The organism is Virgibacillus sp. AGTR, from assembly GCF_016919725.2.
Classification (GTDB): domain Bacteria; phylum Bacillota; class Bacilli; order Bacillales; family Amphibacillaceae; genus Virgibacillus; species Virgibacillus salarius.
Window position 1 is genome coordinate 121,040 of sequence record NZ_JAJERH010000003.1, and the last position, 24,493, is coordinate 145,532.

General features: G+C 36.2%; 30 protein-coding genes and 1 riboswitch. Of the genes, 26 read left to right on the top strand and 4 right to left on the bottom strand.

Going from position 1 to position 24,493, the window contains the following annotated elements:
* The first annotated feature begins 238 nt into the window (after positions 1 to 238).
* The 3 genes from JUJ52_RS02340 (at position 239) to JUJ52_RS02350 (ending at position 5,698) form a co-directional block, all read left to right on the top strand.
* The gene (locus JUJ52_RS02340; protein WP_205388777.1) at positions 239 to 2,638 is read left to right on the top strand and encodes a 3-hydroxyacyl-CoA dehydrogenase/enoyl-CoA hydratase family protein; all 2,400 of its coding nucleotides are present in this window, start codon (positions 239 to 241) and stop codon (positions 2,636 to 2,638) included.
* Between the two features lie 19 nt (positions 2,639 to 2,657).
* Entirely contained in the window at positions 2,658 to 3,833 is a 1,176-nt protein-coding gene (locus tag JUJ52_RS02345) for an acetyl-CoA C-acetyltransferase (RefSeq protein WP_205388776.1), read from the top strand.
* An 80-nt stretch (positions 3,834 to 3,913) separates the two neighbouring features.
* Entirely contained in the window at positions 3,914 to 5,698 is a 1,785-nt protein-coding gene (locus JUJ52_RS02350; RefSeq protein WP_026681602.1) for an acyl-CoA dehydrogenase family protein, read from the top strand.
* A 383-nt stretch (positions 5,699 to 6,081) separates the two neighbouring features.
* Here JUJ52_RS02350 and JUJ52_RS23290 read toward each other — a convergent pair whose 3' ends face one another.
* On the bottom strand, positions 6,082 to 6,216 hold the full coding sequence (locus JUJ52_RS23290; protein WP_255637388.1) for a hypothetical protein: 135 nt from the start codon (positions 6,214 to 6,216) through the stop codon (positions 6,082 to 6,084).
* 645 nt (positions 6,217 to 6,861) lie between these two features.
* Here JUJ52_RS23290 and JUJ52_RS02355 point away from each other — a divergent pair.
* The 13 genes from JUJ52_RS02355 to sufB all read left to right on the top strand — a co-directional run bounded on the left by JUJ52_RS02355 (position 6,862) and on the right by sufB (position 17,552).
* Positions 6,862 to 7,218 carry an arsenate reductase family protein gene (locus tag JUJ52_RS02355; protein WP_026681601.1) on the top strand — a complete coding sequence of 119 codons (357 nt, stop codon included), beginning with the start codon at positions 6,862 to 6,864 and terminating at the stop codon, positions 7,216 to 7,218.
* 199 nt (positions 7,219 to 7,417) lie between these two features.
* Positions 7,418 to 7,801, top strand: coding sequence for a glycine cleavage system protein GcvH (gene gcvH / locus JUJ52_RS02360; protein ID WP_026681600.1), 384 nt, complete (start codon positions 7,418 to 7,420; stop codon positions 7,799 to 7,801).
* 227 nt (positions 7,802 to 8,028) lie between these two features.
* Positions 8,029 to 8,385 carry a toprim domain-containing protein gene (locus JUJ52_RS02365; protein WP_026681599.1) on the top strand — a complete coding sequence of 119 codons (357 nt, stop codon included), beginning with the start codon at positions 8,029 to 8,031 and terminating at the stop codon, positions 8,383 to 8,385.
* A 58-nt stretch (positions 8,386 to 8,443) separates the two neighbouring features.
* Positions 8,444 to 8,767 carry a thioredoxin family protein gene (locus JUJ52_RS02370; protein ID WP_308035994.1) on the top strand — a complete coding sequence of 108 codons (324 nt, stop codon included), beginning with the start codon at positions 8,444 to 8,446 and terminating at the stop codon, positions 8,765 to 8,767.
* A gap of 68 nt (positions 8,768 to 8,835) precedes the next feature.
* Positions 8,836 to 8,946: riboswitch (SAM riboswitch) on the top strand.
* 104 nt (positions 8,947 to 9,050) lie between these two features.
* Positions 9,051 to 10,082, top strand: coding sequence for a methionine ABC transporter ATP-binding protein (locus JUJ52_RS02375; protein WP_121605610.1), 1,032 nt, complete (start codon positions 9,051 to 9,053; stop codon positions 10,080 to 10,082).
* Positions 10,072 to 10,740, top strand: a complete 669-nt coding sequence (locus tag JUJ52_RS02380) for a methionine ABC transporter permease (RefSeq protein ID WP_026681596.1) — start codon at positions 10,072 to 10,074, stop codon at positions 10,738 to 10,740. The genes JUJ52_RS02375 and JUJ52_RS02380 overlap by 11 nt, the downstream gene beginning before the upstream one ends.
* 39 nt (positions 10,741 to 10,779) lie before the next feature.
* Complete coding sequence (locus tag JUJ52_RS02385; protein ID WP_205388775.1) at positions 10,780 to 11,619, top strand: MetQ/NlpA family ABC transporter substrate-binding protein; 840 nt, start codon at positions 10,780 to 10,782, stop codon at positions 11,617 to 11,619.
* A 273-nt stretch (positions 11,620 to 11,892) separates the two neighbouring features.
* Complete coding sequence (locus JUJ52_RS02390; RefSeq protein WP_166529766.1) at positions 11,893 to 12,063, top strand: YuzK family famiily protein; 171 nt, start codon at positions 11,893 to 11,895, stop codon at positions 12,061 to 12,063.
* Positions 12,064 to 12,340: 277 nt separating this feature from the next.
* Positions 12,341 to 13,126 (top strand): Fe-S cluster assembly ATPase SufC, encoded by a 786-nt coding sequence (gene sufC, locus JUJ52_RS02395; RefSeq protein ID WP_026681594.1) that lies wholly within the window; start codon positions 12,341 to 12,343, stop codon positions 13,124 to 13,126.
* A gap of 18 nt (positions 13,127 to 13,144) precedes the next feature.
* Positions 13,145 to 14,452 carry a Fe-S cluster assembly protein SufD gene (sufD, locus tag JUJ52_RS02400; protein WP_026681593.1) on the top strand — a complete coding sequence of 436 codons (1,308 nt, stop codon included), beginning with the start codon at positions 13,145 to 13,147 and terminating at the stop codon, positions 14,450 to 14,452.
* Entirely contained in the window at positions 14,452 to 15,672 is a 1,221-nt protein-coding gene (locus tag JUJ52_RS02405; RefSeq protein WP_121605609.1) for a cysteine desulfurase, read from the top strand. Before sufD ends, JUJ52_RS02405 begins: the two co-directional genes overlap by 1 nt.
* Positions 15,662 to 16,093, top strand: a complete 432-nt coding sequence (gene sufU, locus JUJ52_RS02410; protein ID WP_026681591.1) for a Fe-S cluster assembly sulfur transfer protein SufU — start codon at positions 15,662 to 15,664, stop codon at positions 16,091 to 16,093. The genes JUJ52_RS02405 and sufU overlap by 11 nt, the downstream gene beginning before the upstream one ends.
* Positions 16,094 to 16,154: 61 nt before the next feature.
* Positions 16,155 to 17,552, top strand: a complete 1,398-nt coding sequence (gene sufB / locus JUJ52_RS02415) for a Fe-S cluster assembly protein SufB (protein ID WP_026681590.1) — start codon at positions 16,155 to 16,157, stop codon at positions 17,550 to 17,552.
* Between the two features lie 45 nt (positions 17,553 to 17,597).
* Here the strand turns inward: sufB and JUJ52_RS02420 are convergent, their stop codons facing one another.
* The 3 genes from JUJ52_RS02420 to JUJ52_RS02430 are packed head-to-tail and all read right to left on the bottom strand — an operon-like array spanning position 17,598 to position 19,667.
* On the bottom strand, positions 17,598 to 18,809 hold the full coding sequence (locus JUJ52_RS02420) for a tyrosine-type recombinase/integrase (RefSeq protein WP_228088591.1): 1,212 nt from the start codon (positions 18,807 to 18,809) through the stop codon (positions 17,598 to 17,600).
* Between the two features lie 52 nt (positions 18,810 to 18,861).
* A complete protein-coding gene (locus tag JUJ52_RS02425; RefSeq protein ID WP_228088592.1) occupies positions 18,862 to 19,329 on the bottom strand; it encodes an ImmA/IrrE family metallo-endopeptidase in 468 nt (155 codons plus the stop codon).
* 2 nt (positions 19,330 to 19,331) lie between these two features.
* Complete coding sequence (locus JUJ52_RS02430) at positions 19,332 to 19,667, bottom strand: helix-turn-helix domain-containing protein (protein ID WP_228088593.1); 336 nt, start codon at positions 19,665 to 19,667, stop codon at positions 19,332 to 19,334.
* Positions 19,668 to 20,085: 418 nt separating this feature from the next.
* Here JUJ52_RS02430 and JUJ52_RS02435 point away from each other — a divergent pair, with 418 nt between their 5' ends.
* From JUJ52_RS02435 to JUJ52_RS02480, 10 genes are all read left to right on the top strand, one after another.
* Positions 20,086 to 20,268: a helix-turn-helix domain-containing protein gene (locus JUJ52_RS02435; RefSeq protein WP_228088594.1), complete on the top strand. Its 183-nt coding sequence runs from the start codon at positions 20,086 to 20,088 to the stop codon at positions 20,266 to 20,268.
* Positions 20,269 to 20,301: 33 nt separating this feature from the next.
* Positions 20,302 to 20,565, top strand: coding sequence for a group-specific protein (locus tag JUJ52_RS02440; RefSeq protein ID WP_228088595.1), 264 nt, complete (start codon positions 20,302 to 20,304; stop codon positions 20,563 to 20,565).
* Between the two features lie 6 nt (positions 20,566 to 20,571).
* Positions 20,572 to 20,769 carry a hypothetical protein gene (locus tag JUJ52_RS02445; protein ID WP_228088596.1) on the top strand — a complete coding sequence of 66 codons (198 nt, stop codon included), beginning with the start codon at positions 20,572 to 20,574 and terminating at the stop codon, positions 20,767 to 20,769.
* Positions 20,770 to 20,783: 14 nt separating this feature from the next.
* Positions 20,784 to 20,954, top strand: a complete 171-nt coding sequence (locus JUJ52_RS02450; RefSeq protein WP_228088597.1) for a hypothetical protein — start codon at positions 20,784 to 20,786, stop codon at positions 20,952 to 20,954.
* Entirely contained in the window at positions 20,955 to 21,200 is a 246-nt protein-coding gene (locus tag JUJ52_RS02455) for a hypothetical protein (protein ID WP_228088598.1), read from the top strand.
* Between the two features lie 188 nt (positions 21,201 to 21,388).
* Positions 21,389 to 21,730, top strand: a complete 342-nt coding sequence (locus JUJ52_RS02460; protein ID WP_228088599.1) for a hypothetical protein — start codon at positions 21,389 to 21,391, stop codon at positions 21,728 to 21,730.
* Positions 21,731 to 21,750: 20 nt separating this feature from the next.
* Positions 21,751 to 22,977: an SNF2-related protein gene (locus tag JUJ52_RS02465; RefSeq protein ID WP_228088600.1), complete on the top strand. Its 1,227-nt coding sequence runs from the start codon at positions 21,751 to 21,753 to the stop codon at positions 22,975 to 22,977.
* 9 nt (positions 22,978 to 22,986) lie between these two features.
* A complete protein-coding gene (locus tag JUJ52_RS02470; protein ID WP_228088643.1) occupies positions 22,987 to 23,355 on the top strand; it encodes a hypothetical protein in 369 nt (122 codons plus the stop codon).
* Entirely contained in the window at positions 23,355 to 23,531 is a 177-nt protein-coding gene (locus JUJ52_RS02475) for a hypothetical protein (protein ID WP_228088601.1), read from the top strand. Before JUJ52_RS02470 ends, JUJ52_RS02475 begins: the two co-directional genes overlap by 1 nt.
* Positions 23,528 to 24,361, top strand: a complete 834-nt coding sequence (locus JUJ52_RS02480) for a DUF1351 domain-containing protein (protein WP_228088602.1) — start codon at positions 23,528 to 23,530, stop codon at positions 24,359 to 24,361. The genes JUJ52_RS02475 and JUJ52_RS02480 overlap by 4 nt, the downstream gene beginning before the upstream one ends.
* Positions 24,362 to 24,493: the final 132 nt, after the last annotated feature.

Consider the following 24,493-nt stretch of genomic DNA (forward strand, 5'->3'; position numbering starts at 1 on the left):
GATGCATATAACTGGTAGGAAGTACGTATAGTAGCTAAAGGCTTCCATTTAAGAAACCAAATAAGGAAATGATGAGGAGAGTAGCAACAACCGTGGTACGTGATAAAAATTTTTATAAATGGATTGCGAAAAATCTGTAAATACTTTATAGTTATAGATAAGTAGATAGGAAACTATCTTTTATTTTTCGAAGTAAAATGAATGAGTATTCATTCAAAAGGAGATTGGGGGATAAAGTATGAAGCAATCAATCAGGCGTGCAGCTGTTTTAGGGTCTGGTGTTATGGGATCTGGAATTGCTGCTCACTTGGCTAATGTTGGAATTCCTACATTAATGCTTGATATTGCACCAAAACAATTAACGAAAGATGAAGAACAAAAAGGTCTTACCTTGGATGATCGTGTTGTTCGGAATAGAATTGCAGCACAAAGTAAGCAAGCACTTCTAAAGCAGAAGCCATCACCACTTACTACGAGGCAGAGCCTCGACTTAATTGAAATTGGGAATATGGATGATGATATGGAGAGGCTTGCAGAGGTAGACTGGATTATTGAAGTTGTAGTTGAAAATCTGGACGTTAAGAAGAAAGTATTTGCAAATGTAGATAAATATCGAAAACAAGGTACGATTGTTACTTCGAACACTTCGGGTATATCCATTGAAGCAATGGCAAGTGATTGTTCAGTAGATTTTCGAAAGCACTTTTTAGGAACACATTTTTTTAATCCACCACGCTATTTAAAGTTATTAGAAGTAATACCTACGAAGGATACCGATCCAGAAGTATTAGCATTTATGAAAGCGTTTGGAGAGAATGTGTTAGGTAAAGGAGTAGTGGAAGCAAAGGATACGCCTAATTTTATCGCTAACCGTATTGGCACCTATGGGTTGTTAGTAACGGTTCGTGAAATGCTAAGAGGAGGCTATAGTGTAGGAGAAGTGGATTCTGTTACAGGGCCAATGATTGGGCGACCGAAAAGTGCAACATTTCGAACCCTTGATGTCGTGGGGCTGGATACCTTCATTCATGTAGCGAAAAATGTGTATGACCAAGTTGAAGGTGAAGAGAAAGAAATATTTGATATACCTAACTTTGTCATGGAAATGAAGGAAAAAGGCTGGCTAGGTGCTAAGTCTGGTCAAGGATTCTTCTTTAAGAAAAAAGATAAAAGTGGCAGTACAATTTATGAATTAAATCCAGAAACACTAGAATATGAGAATCGCAAAAAACTTAAAACAGCTGCTACTGAAATGGCGAAGCAGGAAAAAGGGTCTCGTCGGAAATTGAAAACGCTTATATCGAATAAAGGAGATCGTGCAGGTGATCTCGTATGGTCCATTCTGAAGCCGGTTTTCATTTATTCTGCAGAGCTTACTGGAGAGATTGCAGATGATATTGTAGCAGTCGATGAGGCTATGAGATGGGGATTCGGATGGGAAATAGGACCATTTGAAACATGGGATGCAATTGGTTTGCGAAAATCAGTGGAGCGAATGCAAGCTGAAGGCGAACGTATTCCTGAATGGGTATTACAATTATTAGCAGATGGAAATGAAACATTCTATAAAACAGATAATGGCAATGTTTATTATTATGACGAAGGTACGTATAAACAACAGAAGTTTAATAAAAAGGAAATTAATCTAAAGCGATTAAAAGATGTGAATGGCATCATAAAAAAGAATGTCGGAGCTAGTTTCATAGATCTTGGAGATGGAGTAGCGGGATTAGAGTTCCATTCACAAAGTAATGCTATAGGCCTTGATATTATCCAAATGGTTAATTATGCACTGGAAGAGGTTAGTAAGAATTATGAAGGACTAGTTATTGGGAATCAAGGGAAAAATTTCTGTGTTGGAGCTAACTTAGGAATGATGCTGATGGAAGCACAAGACGATAATTTCTTTGAACTGGATATGGTTATTCGTCAATTTCAAAATATGGCAATGGCCATCAAGTATGCTGATAAACCAGTAGTAACTGCTCCGTTTAATATGACACTTGGTGGCGGTGCAGAAGTATCTCTACCAGCTGCATCCATACAAGCATCAGCTGAAACCTATATGGGGCTAGTTGAGTTTGGAGTTGGGTTAATACCAGGTGGCGGAGGAACAAAGGAGCTATATCTGAAGCAACTTCGAAATATGCCAAAAGGGATTCATTTCGACTTAACAAAAGTGGCAAATGACGTATTTGAAAAAGTTGCTATGGCTAAAGTATCAACTTCGGCTGCCGAAGCTCGTGATAATGGCTACTTGGATCAAAGAGACAAAATTAGTGTTAATCCTGATCATCTTTTATATGATGCGAAGGAAAATGTGTTAGCTCTTGCGAAGTCTGGTTACCGAGCACCAATACGTGAAAAGATTCCGGTTGTAGGTGATCCTGGCTATGCAGCAATGCTTTTGGGAGTTAAGTCATTACAGCTCAGTGGGTATGCATCAGAACATGATGTTAAGATTGCAGAAAAGCTAGCATATGTTTTATCTGGTGGAAGGATCAAAGAAGGAACAAAGATTGATGAGCAGGTCATGCTTGATCTAGAAAGAGAAGCATTTTTAAGTTTAATCGGAGAGCCCAAAACACAACAACGGATGCAGCACATGCTAGTAAAAGGGAAACCATTACGTAATTAATGAAAAAGGGGGAAACATTGTGAAGGAAGCAGTCATTGTTGCAGGTGCAAGGACCCCTGTAGGAAAAGCAAAAAAAGGATCGCTTGCCAATTCTAGACCGGATGATTTGGCAGCGATAACAATAAAGGAAACCTTAAAACGAGCAGGGGATTACGATGGAAATATCGATGATGTCATAATTGGCTGTGCAATGCCTGAAGCAGAACAGGGAATGAATATGGCGCGTAATATCGCTGGGCTTGCAGGCCTGAAGCATGACGTACCAGGGATTACAATTAATCGCTACTGTTCCTCGGGATTACAAAGTATAGCGTATGCAGCTGAACGAATTATGGTAGGTGCTAGTGACACGATAATAGCTGGTGGAGCAGAATCAATGAGTCTAATCCCGATGGCTGGCCATGTCATTAAGCCTAATACAAAGCTTGTTCAGGATGCACCGGGTTACTATATGGGAATGGGCCATACAGCCGAAGAAGTAGCAAATCGTTTCAACATCTCCAGAGAAGATCAGGATGCGTTTGCTGTTCGTAGTCATGAGCATGCAGGGAAAGCGCTAAAAGAAGGAAAGTTTAAGGATGAAATTGTTCCAGTAGAAGTTATTCACCGTTTTATTAACGCCAAGCATAAGCCAGAAGAAAAGCAAATAACGTTTTCGATGGATGAAGGTGTGCGTGAAGGAACTTCAATGGATATTCTAAATAAATTGAAGCCAGCTTTTCATGTGCAGGGAACCGTTACAGCAGGCAATTCATCACAAATGAGTGATGGTGCAGCATCAGTACTTGTAATGGACCGTGAGAAAGCGGAAGCAGAAGGATTAAAACCCATTGTTAAATTTCGATCATTTGCAGTAGCTGGAGTAGAGCCGGAAATTATGGGGGTAGGTCCAGTAAAAGCCATTCCTAAAGCATTAAAAATTGCTGGACTTGAATTATCTGATATTGGTTTATTTGAATTAAATGAAGCATTTGCTTCACAGTCAGTTCGAGTAATTGAAGCATTGGGTTTAGATATCGATAAAGTGAATGTAAACGGTGGAGCGATTGCTTTAGGGCATCCACTAGGAATGACTGGTACAAAGCTAACGTTAAGTTTAATGCATGAAATGAAGAGACAGCAAATACAATATGGAGTTGTAACGATGTGTATAGGTGGCGGAATGGGAGCCGCTGGAGTATTTGAACTAATTTGAACTACTCGATGACTAGGAAACGATTAATTTAAGATAATCACATCGGTATTTCAGAAAAAATAAAGAAGGGATAGATGAAAATGAGTGAAACGAAGGAGAAGGTGTTTAAAGGTGGCGGTTTTTTAGTAGAAGATTTATCGAGTGATGATGTAATAACACCGGAAGATTTTACAGAAGAACATAAGATGATTGCAAAAACGACAGAAGAATTCGTATCCGGTGAAGTCCTTCCGAAATTAGAGAATTTGGAGAATCATGAGTTTGAACATTCCGTAGATTTATTAAAGAAAGCAGGAGAATTAGGATTACTTGGAGCCGATGTTCCGGAAGAGTATGGCGGGTTAGGATTAGATAAAATTAGTTCGTCGCTAATTACAGAGAAATTTTCACGCGCTGGTGGTTTTTCTGTAACACATGGTGCCCATGTCGGCATCGGTTCTTTACCAATTGTTTTCTTTGGAAACGAACAACAAAAACAAACCTATTTACCTAAACTGGCAACTGGAGAATTGTTAGCTGCATATGCATTGACAGAGCCTAGCTCTGGTTCCGATGCGCTCGGTGCAAAAACAACAGCAAAATTAAATGAAGCCGGAACACACTATATACTAAATGGTGAAAAGCAATGGATCACCAATTCAGCCTTTGCAGATGTATTTGTTGTATACGCAAAAATTGATGGTGAGCACTTTTCAGCGTTTATTGTGGAAAGGGACTTTCCAGGTGTATCTACCGGACCGGAAGAAAAGAAAATGGGGATAAAGAGTTCCTCTACGCGTACATTAATCTTGGAAGATGCTGAAGTTCCAGTAGAAAATTTATTAGGAGAAAAGGGACGTGGCCATATTATAGCGTTCAATATTTTAAATGTAGGGCGTTATAAGCTAGCTATTGGCGGAGTTGGTGGTTCAAAGAGAGCGCTGGAATTAGCTGTAAAATATGTGAATGAGCGTAAGCAATTTAATACACCAATCTCCAGCTTCTCTTTAACACAAGAAAAACTAGCTACGATTGCTGCAGAGACGTATGCGAATGAAAGCTCTGTTTACCGAACCGTCGGATTGTTCGAACAGCGTATGGGAGCTTTAACACAAGAACAATTAAATGATGGTAGAGAAGTGGCACGAGCTATTGCAGAGTATCAGATTGAATGTTCCATGAATAAATATACGTGTACGGAATTACTAGATTATGCGGCAGATGAAGCAGTTCAAATGCATGGTGGATATGGATTTATGCAAGAATATGAAGTGGAACGTATCTATCGTGACTCGCGAATAAATCGTATTTTTGAGGGAACTAACGAAATTAATCGTTTACTCGTTCCAGGCACGCTATTGAAAAAGGCGATGAAAGGCGAGCTACCACTTCTTCAAAAAGCACAGGCACTCCAAGAAGAGCTGATGATGCTTATGCCGGAAGAGGTAGGTACTGAAACACTTGAGCAAGAAAAGCATCTACTGAAAAATGCGAAGAAAATTGTCTTACTTGGTGCAGGGCTTGCAGCTCAAAAATATATGCAAAAAATAGAAAAAGAACAAGAAATATTAGTGAATTTAGCAGATATGGTAGCTGAGGTTTACAATATGGAAGCTGCTATTCTACGTACTGAAAAGGCAATTAAAAAAGATGGAGAAGCAAAGCATAAACAAAAGCTACTCTATACGCAAGTATTCGTACAAGAAGCATTTAATCGTATAGAAGCTGATGCAAAAGAAACATTAATTGCTGTAGAAGAAGGAGATACACTAAGAATGATGTTATCTTCATTACGGAAGCTAACTCGCCATACGCCTACAAATGTAATTGCCAAGAAACGAGAAATAGCAAAGCAAATTATTAAAGAAGAAAAATATGTGTTGTAATATATCATGCTGAGACAACAGCCCATTAAATGAACGAAACATCGACACTAAGACAAAAGAATGAAGAAACAATTAAAAACGAACGATGTGGTACCACCCCCCCTGAAGTTAGAGTGAAAACTAATTTCAGGGGGGTTTTGTGGCTAAATATAGTGAAGAATATAAAGTGAAGGTTGTGAACTACTAAGGCTAGAGAATGCCTACTTAAAAAAGCTAAAAGCTTTTCGGGAGAATCCGAATGCCTTCTACGAAAAGCACAGGCAAAGGTGGCATTCGAACTCAAAGAAGAAGGATTCCGATTAAAAGATATTTTTCTTGTTGTGGGTATTCCTGAAGCTACCTATCACTATCATGTAAAAAACATGTAAGAAGGCACATATACTTCAGAAATCTTCCGGCATTATCTTCTTCAATCGTTGTACAAAACCTGATTCTCGAGCAACATTGCGAAGTTCAGAAATAGATAAAATATCGTGCACACTCTTTACAAACGAGTCAAAATGATATTGCTTAGCCATACGTAATCCCTCCAAATTATTCCATTTATAATGTCAGAATAACGAATAACTTTTTGGTTTTTAAAATATCCTGCTTAACTTGACGGCTATGTGCTATGCCCGCGGAAAGAGCGTATAGTTTCACGGTGCGGCGATGATATCTCTATTGATAACATGATTATTCGCATTTTGAGTAAAGAAGTTGTGTTTTGTCCTTGCCTCAGTGTTTCGTTTGGTTTGTATTAATTTGAAATTCCGCCTTCACCCACTTTATTTTGCATAAGTTAAAGAGTTCGATATCATCTCTAATTTAGTTATAACTTTATCGTAGATCCCTCATAAACAATCAGTTCATTTTTGTTTTTGGTTGGTGAATTACAATATGATGAAAGGGGCGATGTTCTAGTGTCTAATTGCAGAGAGGATGGCGGAGACGCCTGTGGGAATAGCATGAGCGAAAGATCTCGCAGGTAGTAAACATAAGATACGGAAAAAGTTGACTCTGGGACCATGGCAAGCCTTCGACAAGAACCAATTTTTTCAATGTTGACCAGAGACATGACTTTCGAATCAGACCATCACTTTTTATAGGTCAACATTTTAGTCGAATTTACATCCGCTATTTTGCTATAATAAATCTATACTAGATTACAAAGGAGAGTCTACATGGCAGTCACCGTTTATTGGTATCCAAATTGTGATACATGCAAAAAAGCAAAGAAATGGTTGGATGATCATCAGGTTAAATATCAGTTAATTCATATTGTTGAATCTCCACCGAAAAAAGAAGAATTATTAGATCTGTTTGATAAAAGTGAGCTTCCTGCCAAAAAGTTTTTTAATACAAGCGGAAAAAAATATCGAGAACTAAATATCAAGGATAAAATAAAAGATGCATCTGATGAAGAGATGGCAACAATATTAGCCACCGATGGCATGCTAATTAAGCGTCCAATTGTCGCAGATGACTCAAAAGTAACAGTCGGTTTTAAAGAGGAGATGTTTGAAAATACGTGGCTTTAATTTCTCTTTGAACAGAGCATGTTTAGGATAGACTTACGTAAAATAACAGACATAAAGAAACGTCCAAAATAAGACATGTATTTATGGACTTTTGGAAAAAACCGTATGAACAAATAATATGAAAAGTTAAAAAGAAATACTGGATAATTGCGCGTATACCTTGTATAGTAAAAGTGAATTACATATTGGAGGGGATAGTTTGAGCGTACCTAAAGAATTATTATACTCAAAAGAACATGAATGGGTAAAAAAAGAAGATGGAAAAGTTCGTATTGGGATTACTGATTTTGCTCAGGATGAATTAGGAGATATTGTGTTCGTAGAGCTCCCTGAACCTGGTGATGAATTAGAAGTAAATGAACCATTTGGTAGTGTAGAATCAGTGAAAACAGTTTCTGAATTATATGCTCCAATTAGCGGTAAGGTTATTGAAGTGAATGAAGAGCTAGAGGATAGCCCTGAATTCGTAAATGAATCTCCTTACGAGAAAGCTTGGATGGTCGTGATTGAACCATCTGAAGAGACAGAGCTTGATGATTTATTATCTGCTGATGCATATGATGAGATCGTAAATCAAGACTAATTGCATATCAGAAAAATAAATGGCTGATAAACAACCTTTGGTTGGAATCAGCCATGTTTTTACAGCTATACTAATTGCTCAACATTACGAATTGGACGTATCACTAAATAACTACATTTCATCATATAATAAAGGAAACTCACATTTCGAAAAGACAACTACTGATAACATAGTAGAAGTGAGCGATATTAAAACCTTCCGCTTGATTTACTGAGGAGTGCTATGTGATGATAACTGACGAATTAGAAAAAATTATTATCGTAGAAGGCTTAACAGATAAAAAGCAAATTAGAAAGGTTATTACTGACGATGTAACGATTATATGTACGAATGGAACATTAGGTGTTGAACGATTCGATCAAATGTTAGAGGATTACGCATTAGATGATAAAGACGTCTACATTTTAGTAGATGAGGATGAATCAGGCCAAAAACTGCGAAAGCAATTGGCAAGAGAACTACCACATGCAGAACACATCTATGTTAGTAGTGAATATCGAGAAGTGGCAACAACTCCTGAAAATATTTTAGCTCAAGTATTAGTGAGTAAACGAATCGCTGTTAATCCGATTTTCTTAATCTAAACAAGGTGTAAAAGTAATGGGTAGGACTTAGCAAGCACTATGAATTAGTTTAAATAAGGTGATATGTTTGCAACAAATTACAGCCGAACTTTTGAAAAGAGACCACTACCTTCTTTATATATTTACTCCTTTTTGTGGTACGTGCAATTTAGCAAGGTCCATGCTAAAGAAAATTGAGTCTGTACATCAAGAAGACATTTTTTATGAGATGAATGCATCCTTGTATCCAGAATTTATGCAGGATAATCAAATAGAAAGTGTACCGTGTCTTGTTGTTAAGAAGGATAATCGAATTGTAGAAAAAGTGTACGCATTTCATTCCATACCTAATATTTATCGATATTTATTAGATTATAAGCCGGAAATGTTTAAGAATAGTTAGCTGAAAATCGTTGACATTGTTTATACAGCATGCTAATATATCTTTTATCGTAATTAAATAGTTGAAAACTCTTATCTTGAGCGGTGGAGGGACTGGCCCTATGAAACCGCGGCAACCTTCAAGCTATCATGCTTGAAAGGTGCTAATTCCTGCAAAGCCTAGGCTTTGATAGATGAGGGGACGAAAAGGCAAACAAACGTCTTTCTGTTCTCTTACAGAAAGGCGTTTTTAATTGTATTTAAGGACATAATACAAATGTATGTAAATAAAAGGAGGATTACGTGTGATATCGATACAGGGTTTGAGTAAGGTCTTTACTTCAAACAAAAGCAATACAGCAGCTGTAGATAATTTGACCCTTTCGATTGATCAAGGAGACATCTTTGGTGTTATTGGTTATAGCGGAGCGGGTAAAAGTACGTTCGTTCGATTATTAAATCGCCTTGAAGAACCAACCAGTGGTCGAATTACAATGAATGACAAGGAAATTACGACATTAAATAAACGAGAACTTCGATTAGTAAGGCAAGATATTGGGATGGTATTCCAGCATTTTAATTTGCTCTGGTCGCGAACTGTTGCCGATAATATTGCTTTTCCTTTGGAAATAGCTGGGATTCCTAAAGCGGAAAGGGATAATCGTGTAAAAACATTGATTGAGCTAGTTGGGTTAACGGGAAAAGAAACATCCTACCCCGCCCAGCTAAGTGGTGGTCAGAAGCAGCGAGTCGGTATTGCACGTGCCTTGGCAAATAAGCCAAAGGTTTTATTATGTGATGAAGCAACTTCGGCACTTGACCCAGAAACGACGAACGCAATATTAGATTTACTTGTTAATATTAATAAAAATTTAGGGTTAACTATTATTCTTATTACACATGAAATGCAAGTGATTCGAAAAATATGTAATCAAGTTGCTGTTATGGAAAATGGAAAGATTGTAGAACAAGGGAATGTACTCGATGTGTTTCTACATCCAAAGCAAACTGTTACTAAAAAGTTCGTCAAACAAATTATGGGGTCTGACGAGGAAGATAGTGATATATCACATGTTATGAACCGTTATCAAAATGGAAAGCTAATCAGACTTCATTTTGTTGGAGAAACAACGAACGACGCATTAATTAGTCAAATTATAAAAAAATATGGTGTGGACATTAGCATTTTACAAGGGAAAATAACGCAAACACAGGCTGGTGCCTATGGAACCTTATTTATTCAAATGGACGGTAATGAAAAAGATATGAACAAAGCTATTTCGTTTGTTCGTGAAGAAACCTCCGTAGAATTGGAGGTTATCCACGATGCTAACTAATTTATTACCAAATATTAAAGTAGAAGATTTTATAGAAGCAACTTATGAGACTTTTTATATGACGATCATTGCTTTAGTTGGAACGTTTATTATTGGGTTATTGTTAGGATTGCTTCTATTCCTTACTCAAAAAGGTGGAATTTGGCAGAATAAGTTATTAAATCTTGTTATAGCGACGGTAGTAAATGTATTTCGAGCTATTCCCTTTATTATATTGATTTTGTTGCTTTTCCCGTTTACTAACTTTTTAATTGGAACTATCCGTGGTCCAAACGCGGCGTTACCAGCATTAATTATTGGTGCAGCTCCATTTTATGGAAGGCTTGTAGAAATAGCACTGAGAGAGGTTGATAAAGGTGTCGTTGAGGCTGCAAAGGCAATGGGAGCAAAGACCAGTACGATTATTTTTAAAGTATTGTTACCTGAATCAATGCCAGCACTGATCTCGGGTATTACGGTAACAGCTATTGCATTAATTGGTTATACAGCGATGGCAGGTGCAATTGGTGCAGGTGGATTAGGCAGCTACGCCTACTACTCTGGCTTTCAACGTAGGGACTTTGATGTTGTACTTATATGTTCCATCATCATTGTATGCATTGTTTTTCTATTTCAATTTATTGGCGATTATGTATCAAGAAAGTTAGACAAAAGATAAGAACGATATAAAATGAACAAGTTAAGAGGAGCGAATAAAATGAAAAAATTGTGGTTATCCGTGTTAATTATTATAAGTTTAGGATTTGTGTTAGCTGCATGCGGCGGAGATGATGAAGCTTCCTCCGATGCAAATACGATTAAAGTAGGCGCTTCTAGCACACCTCACGCTGAAATTCTTGAAGAGGCTAAGCCATTATTAAAAGAAGAAGGCATTACATTAGAAATAACTGAATATGAGGATTACGTATTACCGAATGATGACTTAGCTAATGGAGAAATAGACGCTAATTATTTTCAACATATTCCGTATTTAGAGCAAACAATAAGTGATACTGGATATAAGTTGGATTATATCGATGGAATTCATATTGAACCCATTGGTGTCTATTCCAAAGGCATTTCGAGTATAGAGGAGATTCCAGAAGGAACAGAAGTAGTCTTAAGTAATTCTGTGTCTGATCGTGGTCGTGTACTAGGTTTATTTGAAAAGAATGGGATAATAAAATTGGCAGATGGAGTAAAGACATCAGAAGCAACGCTTGATGATATTACTGAAAACCCTAAGAATTTAACGTTTTCACCAGATTATGACCCAGCACTTTTACCAGAAATTTATGAAACAGATGAAGAATCATTAGTAGTCATAAACACAAATTATGCTATTGGTGCAGGGTTAATCCCAACTGACGATGCATTATTCATAGAAGATGAGGATTCACCATATGTTAATGTTATCGCAGTAAGAGCAGAGGATAAGGACAATAAAGCATTAAATAAGCTTGTAGACGTACTACATTCTGAAAAAATTCAGAAGTTTATTGAAGAAGAATACGAAGGTGCAGTCGTACCTGTTGGCGACAAAAAACAAGCAGACTAACGTTTTAAAAAAGTTACTTTTAACAAAGTGAATATCAACAAGACATTGATCCAGCAGTTTGATGTAATAGCTTTTATGAAGAATAGGGAGTATATGTGCGTTATCAGTAGAAACTGTATGAGGATGTTTATTTGGCTTAAATAACCGTTAAATACTGATCAATAAACTGAATAATACGTTTAAATTCGTTTTGTTTTGGGAATCACCTCTGTGTTAACCTTATTATTGTCATAAAATAAGAAAGGATGATTCCCTATCAATAGCGGAATAGAAATGAATTACACTTCTGAAATGGAGAAGGCTATGCAACAGACGCATCATATCGGATTTGCTGAGTATGAAAGAAAGTTAGAAAAGCGATTGGCAATTGAAAAAAAGCGTCAGCAAGAGCATGAGAAGTGTAAGCATTTTGCTGCTGAGTATGACGGACACATGAAAAAATAATGAAATCGACTGAGAAAGTAAAGCGTTATTTAGAAATATAGATGAGAAAATAAAAGGTACGTATGTACAATAAGCATACGTACCTTTTATTTTTGATGATAATTGGGTATGCATGATATCCTATTAAATAAAGGATTTATTATACAATACTGACTCTGTTTAAAAGAGTTGATAATAAATTCTAAATGCTTTAAGATTGTAATGAGAATAAAGTGAGAATGAATCTTGCATTCATTTCAAAGTAACAATAAAACTAATTGTATTTGGAGGTATCGATATGGCAGGATCAACATTAGAAATTAAGAATCTACATGTCTCAATTGAGGATAAAGAAATATTAAAAGGTGTAGACCTTACAATAAAAGGTGGAGAATTCCACGCAGTAATGGGACCAAATGGTACAGGGAAGTCTACATTAGCTTCTGCAATTATGGGACATCCGAAGTATGAGATTACAGAAGGGTCTGTTCTATTAGATGGTGAAGATGTATTAGAAATGGAAGTTGATGAACGTGCTCGTGCTGGGCTATTCCTCGCTATGCAATATCCAAGTGAGATCAGTGGAGTAACTACTTCTGATTTCCTTCGCTCATCTATAAATGCTCGCCGTGGTGAAGGTAATGAAATCTCATTAATGAATTTCATTAAAGAAATGGATAGTGCGCTTGACTATCTTGACATTGATAAAAACATGGCACAACGATACTTAAACGAAGGATTCTCCGGTGGAGAGAAGAAGCGTAATGAAATCCTTCAATTATTACTATTAAAACCAGAAATCGCAATTCTAGACGAAATTGATTCTGGATTGGACATTGATGCGCTTAAGATTGTATCAAAAGGTATTAACAGGCTACGTGATGAGAACTTCGGTTGCTTAATTATTACGCACTATCAGCGTCTATTGAACTATATTACACCTGACAAAGTACATGTAATGATGCAAGGTCGAGTGGTTAAGTCTGGTGGACCAGAGTTAGCGAAACGCCTTGAGGCTGAAGGTTATGAGTGGATTAAAGAAGAGCTTGGTATCGAAGACGAAACTGTTGAGCAAAAAGCGTAAGTAAGGAGGGGTACTACTATGACTGTTGAAACAAAGCTGCCATACGATAAAGAATATATTGATCAGTTTTCCAAGGAAAGAAATGAACCGGAATGGATGCTGGAATTGCGCCTTCAAGCACTAGAACAAGCGGACGCTCTAGAATTACCAAAGCCTGATAAAACTAAAATTGGAAAATGGAATTTTAGCCAGTTTAAACACACGGCTACTGGTGCTGCTATTCAGTCGCTAAAAGAACTTCCAAATGAACTACAGGAATTCTTGGATCAGGAAAATGCTCCAGAAAACCTCTTAATTCAACGAAACCATTCGGTTGCTTATAATACACTAAGCAAAGAATTGAAAGATAAAGGAGTAATTTTTACAGATATCTTTACAGCGCTGCAGAAGCATGATGATCTAGTGAAACGCTATTATATGAAGGATGCAGTATCAATTGATGAACATCGCTTAACTGCATTACATGCTGCTTTAATGAATGGTGGGGTCTTTGTATACGTTCCGAAAAACGTTGAAGTAGAAGTTCCTCTACAAACTATTTTTTGGCAGGAAGATCCTGAAGTAGCGTTATTTAATCATGTACTTGTCGTAGCTGATGAGGGTAGTTCGTTAACTTATGTAGAGAATTATTTCTCACATAATGAGAAGGAAGCTACAGTTGCTAATGTAGTAACAGAGGTTATTGCACAAGATAATGCGAAAATTTCCTTTGGTGCTGTGGATAACTTTGCTCATGGAACAACGGCATATAATAATCGTCGCGGTGTTGCTTATCGTGATGCAACAGTTGATTGGGCATTAGGACAGATGAATGACGGGAATACCGTTTCTGAGAATATCACACACTTAGTTGGTGAAAATTCACTTTCTAATGCCAAAACGGTATCCGTCGGCCGTGGTGATCAAACACAAAACTTCACTGCGAAAATTGTTCACTTTGGTAAGAATTCCGAGGGCTACATTTTACAGCATGGCGTTATGAAAGATAAATCTACTTCTATTTTTAATGGAATTGGTAAAATTGAGCATGGTGCTTCTAAAGCAAACGCGGAGCAAGAATCTCGTGTACTTATGCTAAGTGAAAAAGCTCGCGGAGATGCGAATCCAATTCTCTTAATAGATGAAGATGACGTTACAGCTGGTCACGCTGCTTCTGTTGGTCGAGTTGACCCAATTCAGCTATATTATCTAATGAGTCGTGGAATTACGCAAGAGGAAGCTGAACGTTTAATTATACATGGCTTCTTGGCTCCAGTTGTAAATCAATTACCAATTGAAGCTGTAAAAAATCAATTAACGCAGGTAATTGAAAGGAAGGTTTACTAATGGATGTAAAGGCCATTCGAGAACAGTTTCCGATACTCAATCAGGAAGTGAATGGTCATCCTTTTGTTTATTTAGATTCTTCAGCAACTTCACAGAAACCAAAAGCTGTTATTGAAGCTGTAGATACCTATTATCGAAACTATAATTCCAATGTACATCGTGGTGTGCATACACTGGGAACAAAAGCAACGGAGGCTTATGAAGGGGCACGCGAAAAAGTTCGACGTTTTATTCATGCGAGTAGTACAGCTGAAGTGATTTTCACACGTGGAACTACTACTTCAATTAACACTGTTGCATACAGTTATGCAAGAGCAAATCTAAAGCCAGGGGATGAGATTGTTATTACGCCAATGGAGCATCATAGTAATATCATTCCTTGGCAACAGGCTGCTAAAGCTACAGGTGCTACATTAAAATATATTCCGTTACAGGAGGATGGCACGATTAGCTTGGATGCTGTTCGGCAAACAGTAACAAATCAAACCAAACTTGTCGCTATAACTCATATCTCTAATGTACTTGGTACTGTGAATCCAATTAAGGAAATTGCAAGAATTGCGCATGATCATGGTGCCGTCATACTGATCGATGGTGCACAGGGTGCCCCGCATATGAAGGTTGATGTTCAAGATTTGGACTGCGATTTTTATACATTTTCTGGTCATAAAATGGGAGCACCAACAGGGATAGGTGTTATGTACGGAAAAAAAGAACTACTTGAAAATATGGAGCCAGTTGAATTTGGTGGGGAAATGATTGACTTTGTAAACCTTTATGATTCCACCTGGAAGGAGCTTCCTTGGAAATTTGAAGGGGGAACACCAATTATCGCTGGTGCTATCGGTTTAGGAGCAGCAATTGACTTTCTTAACCAAGTCGGTATGGAGGAAATTACTGCGCATGAACAAAAATTAGCTGATTATGCCATGCAGCAAATGAAAACAATAGATGGAATAAAGATCTATGGTCCAGAAAAACGGGCTGCATTGGTTACGTTTAATCTAGAGGATGTTCACCCTCATGATACTGCAACGGTTCTAGATGCAGAAGGAATTGCTGTGCGCGCAGGTCATCATTGTGCGCAACCATTAATGCGTTGGCTTGATGTGACAGCAACTGCGAGAGCAAGCTTTTATATGTACAACACAGAGAAGGACATTGATCGGTTAATCGATGGACTTCAAATAACAAAGGAGTATTTTGGTAATGTCTTCTAATAACCTTGATACACTTTACAGACAAGTTATAATGGATCACTATAAGAACCCACGTAACAAAGGAAGTTTGGAAGGAGACATATTAACTGTCGATATGAACAATCCTACTTGTGGGGATCGTATTCAACTTCAAATGCAGGTAAAAGATGGTGTCGTAGAAGATGCGAAGTTTGATGGAGAAGGATGTTCTATAAGCATGGCTTCGGCTTCCATGATGACACAAGCTATTAAAGGTAAAAAAGTAGATGACGCATTGGAAATGTCCAGTCTCTTTTCAAAAATGATGCTGGGAGAAGATGTTGATACGGATAAGTTAGATTTAGGAGATATTCAGGCACTTCAAGGTGTATCGAAATTTCCTGCACGTATTAAATGTGCAACTCTTTCCTGGAAAGCAATGGAAAAGGGTGTAAAAGAGTAATAATAAGGTAATTGCTATTTCTCTATTAGCTTTATACTTATACCTGAAGGAGGGTTTATCAATGGCAAAAAACATGCCGGAAATCGAAGAGTATAAATATGGATTTCATGATCGTGATGTCTCGGTTTTTCGTTCAGGCAAAGGTCTTACTCGCGAAGTAGTTGAAGAAATTTCAAAAATGAAAGAAGAGCCGCAATGGATGCTTGACTATCGTTTAAAAGCACTTGAGCATTTCTACGAGCGCCCAATGCCGCAATGGGGTGGCGATCTATCTGAACTAAATTTCGATGAAATTGTGTACTATGTAAAGCCATCAGAAAGACAAGGAAGAACTTGGGATGAAGTACCAGACGAAATCAAACAGACATTTGATAAATTAGGAATTCCTGAGGCGGAACAAAAATACTTGGCAGGTGTATCTGCACAGTATGAATCTGAGGTTGTATATCACAGTTTAAAAGAAGATCTAGAAGAGCTAGGAATTGTGTTTAAAGATACAGATACTGCTCTTAAAGAAAATGAAGAACTCTTTAAAGAATATTTCGGGAAAGTTATTCCTGCTACGGATAATAAATTTGCAGCGTTAAATTCAGCAGTTTGGTCAGGTGGATCTTTCATTTATGTACCAAAAGGTGTTCAGACTTCAACACCTCTACAAGCGTATTTCCGTATTAACTCGGAAAATATGGGACAATTCGAAAGAACATTGATCATTGTCGATGAAGGTGCATCTGTGCATTATGTTGAAGGATGTACTGCACCAGTGTATACAACGAATTCCTTGCATAGTGCGGTAGTTGAAATTTTCGTTAAGAAAGATGGGTATTGCCGCTATACAACTATCCAAAACTGGGCAAACAATGTATATAATCTAGTTACCAAGCGTGCGACTTGTGATGCGAACGCAACGATGGAATGGATTGATGGTAATATTGGCTCGAAGTTAACAATGAAATATCCAGCAGTTCTACTAAAAGGAGAAGGTGCACGTGGAATGACGTTATCTATCGCACTTGCTGGTAAAGGTCAGCTACAGGATGCTGGTGCAAAAATGCATCACTTAGCACCAAATACGTCATCGTCCATTGTTTCAAAATCTATTTCGAAGCATGGTGGTAAGGTATCTTACCGTGGCCTTGTTCACTTTGGAAGAAAAGCAACAGGTGCCCGCTCTAACATTGAATGTGATACGCTAATTATGGATAACGAATCGACTTCTGATACAATTCCATACAATGAAATTAATAATGACAATATTTCATTGGAGCACGAAGCAAAAGTGTCCAAAGTATCCGAAGAGCAGCTTTTTTACTTGATGAGCCGTGGCTTATCTGAAGAAGAAGCTACAGAAATGATTGTAATGGGCTTCATTGAGCCATTTACAAAAGAACTTCCAATGGAATATGCAGTCGAAATGAACCGTCTTATCAAGTTTGAAATGGAAGGTAGTATAGGATAGGTTAACTAAAACCCCGGTACAATGGGGGTTGTGCCGGGGTTTGTTTTATATAGAATTTGACTCGTGCCGATTTTGTGCCGATTCAGATTCAGTTTTATTTCTTTTTGTGTAGGAGGCGAACTTATTTAGTTCGTCTTCTTCTATTTTTTCTGTAACATCTAAATAGGTATCTGCAGTTGTTTTAATTGTTTTATGTCCTAAACGTTGTGAAACGTATTTTATACTTGCACCAGCTTCTAATAATAAAACTGCATGCGTATGGCGAAAACCATGAGTACCTTTGTACTCAACACCTGCTTTCTTACAATAGTCCTGAATTGTTTCTCTCACAGTTGAAGGGGTTAAATAGTTTCCTAAATAATTCTGAAAGATTATTTCATCATCACTTCGTTTAAAGTTTTCATATTTAAAAATTACTTGATTTTGTATCATCTTAAAACGCTTTAGTTCTTTTAAAATTTCATCATCAAGTTTTATAGTTCGATAAGAAGATGAATTTTTCAGTGTTGTTAACTTCAACTTATTGTTTTCGTTACGACTAGTTTGTCTTTCAATTGTTAGTCTTTTTCCGTTTAAATCAGTCCATTTTAATGCTAATGCTTCACTAATTCTCAACCCAGTTTGGCTTAGAAAGTACAACAACATGTAATATAAACGATATTCTTTAAATCTTTGATGCCGATATGTTTCCATAAAATCTAATAACTGGTTTAATTCTTCTAATCTATAATATTTAATTTTCTTCTTGATAGCTATTTTATCTTTCACAGGAATCTTCATTTTACTCGTCGGATCCTTGTCTAAGATTTCCATTTCATGGACCACATAGTGAAAAATACTTTTGAGAACAGATAAATATTTAAGACGTGATCCAAATGAATATACATCTTCGCCATTATCGTCCTTCATATCAGCATACTTATTCATCCATCTTTTGATTTCGGGGCGTCTAATTCTAATTACTCGTTTATTTCCGAAATAAGGTAATATATGCAACCGAACAATTACTTCCAATTGCTTAAAGGTAGACTCCTTAACAGAGGCTTTTTTATGTTCATTCAGCCACTCCATTACTACATCTTCAAATGATATATCTCTGTCATTTAGAGTATGTCCATAATATATCTTTTCTTCTACTTTACCAGCTTCAATTTCCGCTTCCTTTTTTGATCGGAAAGTTCCGATGCTGAATTCTTTGCCATCTTTTGACACTCTCGCTTGCCATTTACCGCTTTTAAGTTGTCTAAAAGTAGCCAATTTAATACCTCCCTAATTTATTTTTAATGAGATCATTTGTTCTGTTTAATGCTTAAAAATTTTTATACAACCATTCTTGAACACCAAGAGGTTCAAAGGCGATTGTATATTTTCCATAATTAACAATAACGCCATACTTCTCTTTATAGCGTTTTAATGCATGTTCTAAAAAAGTTTCAGTCACTCCTAAAAATTCAGCTAGTTCATATTTATTTCTAATATTCCCTTTATGAGCTTGTACAATTTTTGATAAAGGTACAATTTTTTCATAAGCCCAAGAACGTGCGAGTTGTTCCTGTTTACGGTTAACCAATTTAGTTTGGTCTAGTATGTCTCCTGCTGATGTATAATAATGTCCAATTTCTTCAGCAAGTACACAGAGCTTATCAGCATACGTAGGTAACAATTTATTAATCCATATAATATTATTACTGTACAAACCTTTAGACTTCATTTTTCTTTCATAAACCTCAATGTATTTATCGTCACATTCCTCCAATAAACTGTCATACGAATACATAATCAATCCCCCTTATTCTTACGTGCCTCTCTTCTCATAGCCACAAATCGCTTAAATTCTTCAATCTCTTCTAATTCTTCTTCTGTCCACTCTTCCCCATCGTGATGTGCAGCTATAGTTTCATCATCTTCAACAAGGGTCTTTTTGTCAGTTCTTCCTAGAAGGTAGTCAACCGAAACGTTGAAGTAATCAGCTACTTTTTGTAAAGTTTCGCTTTTAGGTGATACGTTATCCCACCGCCTAATTTGTCCATTTGATATACCTATTTTTCTTTCTACTTCTGCAAAAGTAACTTTTTTATCATTACAAAGACTTTTTATTCTTTTCACTAAACTCACTTGTATCAACCTTTCTAGAGCTTATGAAAAAAACAATTAACTTTTTAGTCAGTGTTTCGTTGACAAATAACATAAAAGTCATTATACTGTGTTCATAAGCTATTTAATTAGCAAAAAGACAATAAAAAATACGACCTATCTAAATACAAATTTTGCGTTGGGGAACGGATTAAATGTATTGTTGCAGGCTTTTTAAAGTCTTATTTAGCTATGGCTATATAATAGCAAAAAAGTCATTTTAGGTCAATTACTTTAGCTAATTTAATAGCTTTTTATAAAAACACTCACACTTAAGTTTCAACATCTAAACGAGCGGAGTACGCCAAGACCTATCAATTGGGATAGTGAGCGACACCAATAGGTCACGCCATGATTTTAGGTCTTGAAACTTGGGTGTGAGTGAGAAGGAGGGTAGATTATGCCAAACGATTTAGCAGCAAAGGTTAAATCAGAAATGTATAAGCAAGGGATTACACAAAAGCGATTAGCTGAACTATTAGGTGTATCAGCTCCATATGTTAGCGACATTATTAACGGAAGAAGAACAGGTGAAAAAGCTCAACAGCATGTAAAACATATTAAAAAGATTTTAGGTATTTAGCAAAGAAATTATTAAGAACTTGTAGGTGTAAATATGATTCATGTTCAAGTTGATGAAGAAGCTATTAAAAAAATATATCAGGAAGCAATTAATCGGAGAATAGAGGAACTTGATAAAGAACTTGTTTTTTGGGATTCAAACGAATTAAAAAGAAGGACTTGTTTATCCTGGAACACAATTCAAGACACATTCTTTCATGATGAGCGGTTCCCAAAAGTTAAAGTAGGTGGTAAATGGTTGTACCCAGCTAAAGAAGCTGAAAAATTTTTAATTGAATGGATGAACGAAAGAAGGTGAATCAAATTGACTGATCCTAATCAATTACATTTACAGCTGTTACAAAGGAGGTTTGATGACATTCTAAATAATCATCCAGAAATCCGTAAACAACGAGCTGAATTATTGCAGCAAGACATGGAAATACTCTTTTCTTTACCAAATGAAAAAGCACACTCAGGAATAGCGGAATTGTATAAAAAGGTTAGCGAAATAGCTAGTTGAGGGAGGTAAATGGCATGCGAGCAATAATAAGTTTTAATGGCAAGCAATGTCTAGTGAAAAGTATTTTCTGGGGTAAAAATGGAAGCATTAGTCATTTAAGCTTCTATGATAAAGATGGCAATTACCAGACAATTTTCAACGTTGATTACGATCTTAAAAACATGATTACATGGGAGGTTTTATAAATGTCTTTAAAAGACCATTATCTCGAAGAAGATATGGACAAAGTTCTTAATCACATTGAAAACATAGCAGAAGCTGGTCTTAATGGATTAAAGTCAGCTAAAACTGCCAATGAAGATTTAGCAAAGAATGCATTGTTTCAGATTAATCATTCCATGAAAGCCATACTTGATTACAACAAAAAGAAGCTAGGTAAAGAAAATCGTTTTAATAAAGTAAACGAACAAGTTAGGAAAGATTGGTTTTGAATAGGTTCATAGAATCTGATTGGACATATGTGGTGTTGTTTGCAGTTATAGTCCTCTGGAATTATTACTTAATCATTACTTATTGAAGGGAGGTGAGGAATATGAAGCTAGGAAGTTTTGCAGGTGCACTGGTTATAGCTTTAATTATAGCAATAATTATTTGAAGGTAGGTGAGTAAAGTGGTTTTGATGACTGGATTACTGTATTCAAAAAACGTTGATAATATCTTAAATCTTAAACACTCAAAAAGATATGAGGCTCAACATAAAAACCTTAGTGATAGATCTTATCTTGGTTATACAGTGATCAAATTAGATGAAGATGTAACGTTTTATATTGGTTGGAGAGAAGATGACATGAAAGAATATAAAGCATTTAAAGGTGATTATCTTGTACAAACGATAATGCAACCGCCGGAAATCATAAAGACTTGGTATGAATTAAGAATCAAATATAAAGTATTTCAAAATAAAAAGCAGTCAGCGGCAACTGACTACTCAAATAAAAAAACATTATCAAAAACAGTATAGCACGAAATGAAGTGATGTAAATGAAACTCTTTCCACATCAAGAGAAAGTTTTAGATCAAACATATTACTATAACAGGGTTGCGTACTACCTTGACATGGGTTTAGGAAAAACATTCGTTGGCAGTGAAAAAATGTGGGAATTGAATACACCTTACAATCTAGTAATCTGTCAAAAGTCCAAAATAGGTGATTGGAAAGAACACTTTGAACACCATTATCCAGAATACCAGGTCATTGTATTTGATAAACAAAGTATAGATAGAATTCCTGAAGAGAGTATCCTCATTATCAACTATGACAAGGTATGGAGAAGGCCGGAACTAGAAAAATTAAGGCATTTCACACTCATGTTAGATGAAAGTAGCATGATTAAGAATGAAAAATCGAACAGGTCTAAATTTATTTTAAGTTTAGCTGCAGACAATGTGATCTTACTTTCAGGTACTCCAACAGGTGGAAAGTATGAAGAATTATGGAGCCAATTGCATTTACTTGGTTGGAATATAAAAAAGGAACTCTTTATGAATCAATTTGTCATTCAAGAATGGGATGATCTTAACCAAAAGTTTAAAATCACCGGTTACAAAAATGTAGAACGATTGAAGAAAAAGTTAAGGCAATATGGTGCAGTGTTTATGAAAACTGATGAAGTATTCGATTTACCACCAATGAATGAGCAAATTATAAAGATTACTAGTACTAAACAATATACCGACTTTGCAAAAGATCACATTATTGAGATCGATAATGAATTACTACTCGGTGATACTGCAGCATCTAAGAAAATGTATTTGCGACAACTAGCAAGTGTTTATAATCAAAACAAACTGCAGTATGTAAAAGACTTAATTGATAGTACCAATGATAGAATCATTATCTTTTACAACTTTAAAAAAGAGTACGCTACATTAGTTGATTTAATCGATAGACCAATATCTAGTATCAATGGAGATATTAAAGATTTGACTGCTTATGAACAAGAAGAGAATAGTATCACTCTTATTCAGTACCAAGCAGGTGCTATGGGATTGAATTTGCAAAAGGCAAATAAGATTATCTATTTTTCATTAACAGATAAGAGTGAGCTATTTGAACAGAGCAAGAAACGTATTAATCGTATTGGACAAGAAAGGCCTTGTTTCTATTACTTCCCACTTACTAAAGGAAGTATCGAATGGAGAATGAAGGAAGTCCTGGAGCAACGGAAAGATTATACAGATGAACTATTTGAAGAGGAGGAAATGTAATTGGGTGAAATGGCAGATTTAGCACGTGAACAGTACTATGAAAGTTTGGCAGATTTACGACCAAGTAAAGATAACCCTTATAAAACAGAAGCAGTATTAAACCGCACAAACTGGGTTGATGGTTATGGCACTGTCCATGAACTAAAGGATATGGAACGTGATCACTTACAAAACGTTTTGTTCTTTATCTATAGAAGACGTGATCGCTACTGGTTAAATTGCAATGATGTTTCTTTAATTGAAAAGTTCAAGGATGGTGATGAGTTTTTCCAAGTTGTAATTCGTAATAGTACCATTTGGAAATCTATTATTGCTGAACTGCAAAGACCAGTTGAAGGATTTAATTTTAAATTTACTGTACCAGGGGAGGCAGAATGATGAACGTTTGGTTGGTAATTGATATGGCGGAGAGTACTGGATCGCAAATAGTAAAAGGTATTTTTGATAGCGAACAAAAGGCAAAACTATTTATTGCCGATTATGTATTAGAAGAGTGTGGATCTGGTGATGATATAGAGCTTATTAAAAAGAAGGTTGAGGTGACTAAAGAGTGAACGAACTACAAGTGAAAACTATTGACCTAACACCTGCCAAAGTAGAATTTAATTTTGAAGAGTTATCTGCAGTACTGGATGATCAACTTGCTAAATACGAAGGTTTGGAATTTACGGAACAAGATGCTACTGCATGTAAGAAAACCATTACGGAACTAAATAAAGGTAAAAAGGCATTGGACACCTATCGTAAAGAAACCAAGAAGGAACTTACTGTATCTGTAACCAGATTTGAAAATCAATGTAAGGAACTTGGTAAGAAATTTGATTCAGTTATCAATCCTTTAAAAGAGCAGCATGACCAGTTTGAGGAAAAACGTAAGGAAATCAAGCGTATGGAAATTGAAGGTTATATTGATCACCTAATCCATATTGAAGGTCTTAATGATAAATATGCTTCTCAATTAGTAGTTGAAGAAAGCTATTTAACAAAGAGCAAAACAATTAAATCTATTAAAGAAGAGCTTATTGTCAAAGCTGAACATCTTGGAGTCCAACAGGATAAAGAAAAAGCTGATCAAGAAGTTATCAAAAGCCATGTAGATTTAATTAATTTGGAGAATGGAACAGATCTACTCAATATCACTTATATTTCATTACTCGACCATGAAATTCCTGTGAATGAGATTAAGAATCAAATAGAACGTGATGCAAAAATTAAAGTTAAAAATGACCAGATGAAAGAAGTTCCTCTTAGTGAAGCACCTGGTCATACCGAAGAAGATATTTTTGTTGAAACCTATCATGTGGAAGGTACGGAAGGTCAATTGCAAAAGCTTGAAGAGTATATGAGTAGTCAAAGTCTAACTTGGTCAGTGATGGAAGAATGATTGAAATCATTGGCATAAAGACAAAGAGGGTTTATGTGAAAGGTAATCAAGCATATTGCTTCCGTATGTTAAATGAAAAGTATCCAAGTAAACAAGGCACTATTTACCCTGAACCTTTACTGGTGGTGAGAG

Coding starts and splice junctions, on each gene's coding strand:
- sufC (WP_026681594.1), top strand. CDS start 12,341: ATGGCAGGATCAACATTAGAAATTAAGAATCTACATGTCTCAATTGAG.
- JUJ52_RS02365 (WP_026681599.1), top strand. CDS start 8,029: ATGATAACTGACGAATTAGAAAAAATTATTATCGTAGAAGGCTTAACA.
- sufB (WP_026681590.1), top strand. CDS start 16,155: ATGGCAAAAAACATGCCGGAAATCGAAGAGTATAAATATGGATTTCAT.
- JUJ52_RS02440 (WP_228088595.1), top strand. CDS start 20,302: ATGATTCATGTTCAAGTTGATGAAGAAGCTATTAAAAAAATATATCAG.
- JUJ52_RS02380 (WP_026681596.1), top strand. CDS start 10,072: ATGCTAACTAATTTATTACCAAATATTAAAGTAGAAGATTTTATAGAA.
- JUJ52_RS02465 (WP_228088600.1), top strand. CDS start 21,751: ATGAAACTCTTTCCACATCAAGAGAAAGTTTTAGATCAAACATATTAC.
- JUJ52_RS02470 (WP_228088643.1), top strand. CDS start 22,987: ATGGCAGATTTAGCACGTGAACAGTACTATGAAAGTTTGGCAGATTTA.
- JUJ52_RS02435 (WP_228088594.1), top strand. CDS start 20,086: ATGCCAAACGATTTAGCAGCAAAGGTTAAATCAGAAATGTATAAGCAA.
- JUJ52_RS02425 (WP_228088592.1), bottom strand. CDS start 19,329: ATGTATTCGTATGACAGTTTATTGGAGGAATGTGACGATAAATACATT.
- JUJ52_RS02385 (WP_205388775.1), top strand. CDS start 10,780: ATGAAAAAATTGTGGTTATCCGTGTTAATTATTATAAGTTTAGGATTT.
- JUJ52_RS02450 (WP_228088597.1), top strand. CDS start 20,784: ATGCGAGCAATAATAAGTTTTAATGGCAAGCAATGTCTAGTGAAAAGT.
- JUJ52_RS02475 (WP_228088601.1), top strand. CDS start 23,355: ATGAACGTTTGGTTGGTAATTGATATGGCGGAGAGTACTGGATCGCAA.
- JUJ52_RS02350 (WP_026681602.1), top strand. CDS start 3,914: ATGAGTGAAACGAAGGAGAAGGTGTTTAAAGGTGGCGGTTTTTTAGTA.
- JUJ52_RS02405 (WP_121605609.1), top strand. CDS start 14,452: ATGGATGTAAAGGCCATTCGAGAACAGTTTCCGATACTCAATCAGGAA.
- JUJ52_RS02355 (WP_026681601.1), top strand. CDS start 6,862: ATGGCAGTCACCGTTTATTGGTATCCAAATTGTGATACATGCAAAAAA.
- JUJ52_RS02390 (WP_166529766.1), top strand. CDS start 11,893: ATGAATTACACTTCTGAAATGGAGAAGGCTATGCAACAGACGCATCAT.
- JUJ52_RS02340 (WP_205388777.1), top strand. CDS start 239: ATGAAGCAATCAATCAGGCGTGCAGCTGTTTTAGGGTCTGGTGTTATG.
- JUJ52_RS23290 (WP_255637388.1), bottom strand. CDS start 6,216: ATGGCTAAGCAATATCATTTTGACTCGTTTGTAAAGAGTGTGCACGAT.
- JUJ52_RS02455 (WP_228088598.1), top strand. CDS start 20,955: ATGTCTTTAAAAGACCATTATCTCGAAGAAGATATGGACAAAGTTCTT.
- sufD (WP_026681593.1), top strand. CDS start 13,145: ATGACTGTTGAAACAAAGCTGCCATACGATAAAGAATATATTGATCAG.
- sufU (WP_026681591.1), top strand. CDS start 15,662: ATGTCTTCTAATAACCTTGATACACTTTACAGACAAGTTATAATGGAT.
- JUJ52_RS02460 (WP_228088599.1), top strand. CDS start 21,389: ATGACTGGATTACTGTATTCAAAAAACGTTGATAATATCTTAAATCTT.